Origin of the sequence: Komagataeibacter sp. FXV3 (assembly GCF_015155755.1) — a bacterium.
Lineage (GTDB): Bacteria > Pseudomonadota > Alphaproteobacteria > Acetobacterales > Acetobacteraceae > Komagataeibacter.
In genome coordinates, this window is record NZ_VWPI01000185.1 from 1 (window position 1) to 2,070 (window position 2,070).

The 2,070-nt window shown below is 60.8% G+C and carries 7 protein-coding genes; all 7 read right to left on the bottom strand.

The features are described from left to right. The coding region (locus F1542_RS16790) for a tyrosine-type recombinase/integrase (protein ID WP_408886265.1) at nt 1-508 on the bottom strand (508 nt) is incomplete at its 3' end. Nucleotides 509-576: 68 nt separating this feature from the next. Then, on the bottom strand, nt 577-918 hold the full coding sequence (locus F1542_RS16795) for a helix-turn-helix domain-containing protein (protein WP_193733998.1): 342 nt from the start codon (nt 916-918) through the stop codon (nt 577-579). Next, the gene (locus tag F1542_RS16800; protein WP_193733999.1) at nt 915-1,145 is read right to left on the bottom strand and encodes a hypothetical protein; all 231 of its coding nucleotides are present in this window, start codon (nt 1,143-1,145) and stop codon (nt 915-917) included. The genes F1542_RS16795 and F1542_RS16800 overlap by 4 nt, the downstream gene beginning before the upstream one ends. Beyond that, nucleotides 1,142-1,351 carry a hypothetical protein gene (locus F1542_RS16805; RefSeq protein ID WP_193734000.1) on the bottom strand — a complete coding sequence of 70 codons (210 nt, stop codon included), beginning with the start codon at nt 1,349-1,351 and terminating at the stop codon, nt 1,142-1,144. Before F1542_RS16805 ends, F1542_RS16800 begins: the two co-directional genes overlap by 4 nt. Then, entirely contained in the window at nt 1,344-1,586 is a 243-nt protein-coding gene (locus F1542_RS16810) for a hypothetical protein (protein ID WP_193734001.1), read from the bottom strand. Before F1542_RS16810 ends, F1542_RS16805 begins: the two co-directional genes overlap by 8 nt. Continuing rightward, complete coding sequence (locus tag F1542_RS16815) at nt 1,583-1,720, bottom strand: hypothetical protein (protein ID WP_193734002.1); 138 nt, start codon at nt 1,718-1,720, stop codon at nt 1,583-1,585. Before F1542_RS16815 ends, F1542_RS16810 begins: the two co-directional genes overlap by 4 nt. Then, nucleotides 1,717-1,956, bottom strand: coding sequence for a hypothetical protein (locus tag F1542_RS16820; RefSeq protein WP_193734003.1), 240 nt, complete (start codon nt 1,954-1,956; stop codon nt 1,717-1,719). Before F1542_RS16820 ends, F1542_RS16815 begins: the two co-directional genes overlap by 4 nt. Between the last annotated feature and the right edge of the window lie 114 nt (nt 1,957-2,070).

Below are 2,070 nucleotides of genomic sequence, written 5' to 3' on the forward strand. Positions count from 1 at the left end.
TGGTCTTGGTTTTGGTCAGCAGGATCTGGCGGCTTCGGCTGTCCACCTGCCAGCGTTCCAGCTTTACGGCTTCGTTCATGCGCATGCCGGTTTCGGCCAGTATGGACAGGATACCGGCAACGCCAGGGGGCGCCGCGTCGATCGCGGTCTGGATTTCCTTCCGCGTGGGCGGCCGCTTGGGTTCACGGCGTTCGCGGATGATCGTGCGGTCAAAGGCCTGCACCGGATTATCCGTCCGCCAGCCAATCGAGCAGCAGAAGCTGAGCAATCGGGACAGGGCAGTCAGATCGCGCTGGATGGAGGCGTTGGAGATGGCTTTTCCCTGCCCTTGTGCCCTCACAGATCCGGTGCGCTTCCGTTCGCTGATCCAGTCGGCAATGTCCCGCGTGGTGATGGATGCGATCAGCAGCGACCCGAAGCGTTCATCAAACCGGCGGATACTGGACAGGTAGCGGGTACGGACTGATTCCTTTACGCCATCCAGCCCTTCGGTTGACCAGCGCACCACGGCTGCTTTCCAGGATTCCTCGCCGGGCACGTCCAGGGCGGTGCGTTCCAGTTGCAGGCGCAGGGCCTTTACGCGTTTTTCCGCTTCCCGCGCATCAGTTGTTCGTAGGCTTTCTCGGTATCTTTCGCCTCGAATGACGATCTGTGCCCACCACGTATCGCCGCGAAGGAAGCAGTTCTTCGGTTTTTTGGTCGAATGTCGACGCGGCGGCTTTGGCAATTAAGGGTCTCCTGTTCAATGATCCATGCTTCGATGCGGGCGGGACTGAATGTCCACCGGCGGCCGATCTTGGCGGCCGGGATTTCCCCGCGCTGGGCAAGTGCGAGAATGGTGCGGTGAGGCACGCCGGTACGTTCCGCGATGACGTGGGCGTCAACGCGCTTTTCCATGGTGGAGGGTGGTTGCGTCATCCGCCTTCCCTTTTTTCTCTGGTCCATGCCTGCGTGCCGCGCGCCCGGATCAGTTTGCGACCATTCTCGGTTACGAGACTGCCACGGAAGACGATACGGCACGGCCCATCGTCCTCGCTGGTGACGCCAACATATTCGCCCCGGCCATTGCCGTGGATCTCGATGCTGTAGACCTCGCGGCCAAATTCGAGACCCTGCAGGATCGGGTGTTCTGAAAGGTCGCTCATGCCCCTGCCCTTCTGGTTTCCGGTTTGTGCCAGTGCATTGTCTGGATACGGCGCATGCATACCGGACTGGCGTAGCCACTTCGCATGCAGGCGGCGTATTGCGGGTTGCTGAAATTGTCGTCGTGAAAGAACCCGCAGGCCGTCAGCGCGGCGATGCCAGTAGTCGCGGCGCTAATGGCCCCGATGCCGATGATGAAATCACGCATGGTCAGGCAGCCCATAGGTCGTAACGAACCGGCCCCCATCGTCATACCCGGACTTGGCCAGCATGCCGCTGCGCACCAGGCCGTTAAGGATCCGCGTGACGTGGCTCTGCCGTTTCAGGCCCGGCATGAAGCGGCGCACCGTCGTGGCGGGGATGGCGCTGGCGCCAGTGTACCGGACCGCGTCACGATGCGCGCCAAGCACCTTGTCCTTCATGGTTGGCTGGCTGCTTTTCATGGCAGTGCCTCCAGCACGATCAGGACAAGGCCGCCCCAGATGATGCAGAACAGCAGCACATGCGCGGCGATTTCGTGCGTTGTGGGCAGATTGTCGCGGATGCGGTTGAGGTGATGGTCGGGGATATGGATCATGACTGCACCCTCCCCGCCTGGGTGCGACGGAACGTGATGGCTTCGATCTCTGGCCCTTCGGCCATGAAGGCCCGCATGATGATCCGCTCCAGATCTTCCATGCGCTCGTTTTCAGCACGTACTGCGCTGCGGGCGGCCTGTAGCTGGTTCTGGTCATAGTTGACCTCGGCGCCTGTGAACCACATGCGGAACTGACGGTGTACGTTGATGGCGGCAGCCTGATTGTTGATTTTCACTGAGAACTGACCCGGGTAGGGCGGAAATTTTCATCGAGATTTGACCCATGCCTTCACACTCCCCGGCAGCATCTGCTGGGGGTTTGAGGAGTGATTGACATGGAGCTTCTGAGT

Coding starts and splice junctions, on each gene's coding strand:
- F1542_RS16815 (WP_193734002.1), bottom strand. CDS start 1,720: ATGATCCATATCCCCGACCATCACCTCAACCGCATCCGCGACAATCTG.
- F1542_RS16805 (WP_193734000.1), bottom strand. CDS start 1,351: ATGCGTGATTTCATCATCGGCATCGGGGCCATTAGCGCCGCGACTACT.
- F1542_RS16810 (WP_193734001.1), bottom strand. CDS start 1,586: ATGAAAAGCAGCCAGCCAACCATGAAGGACAAGGTGCTTGGCGCGCAT.
- F1542_RS16795 (WP_193733998.1), bottom strand. CDS start 918: ATGACGCAACCACCCTCCACCATGGAAAAGCGCGTTGACGCCCACGTC.
- F1542_RS16800 (WP_193733999.1), bottom strand. CDS start 1,145: ATGAGCGACCTTTCAGAACACCCGATCCTGCAGGGTCTCGAATTTGGC.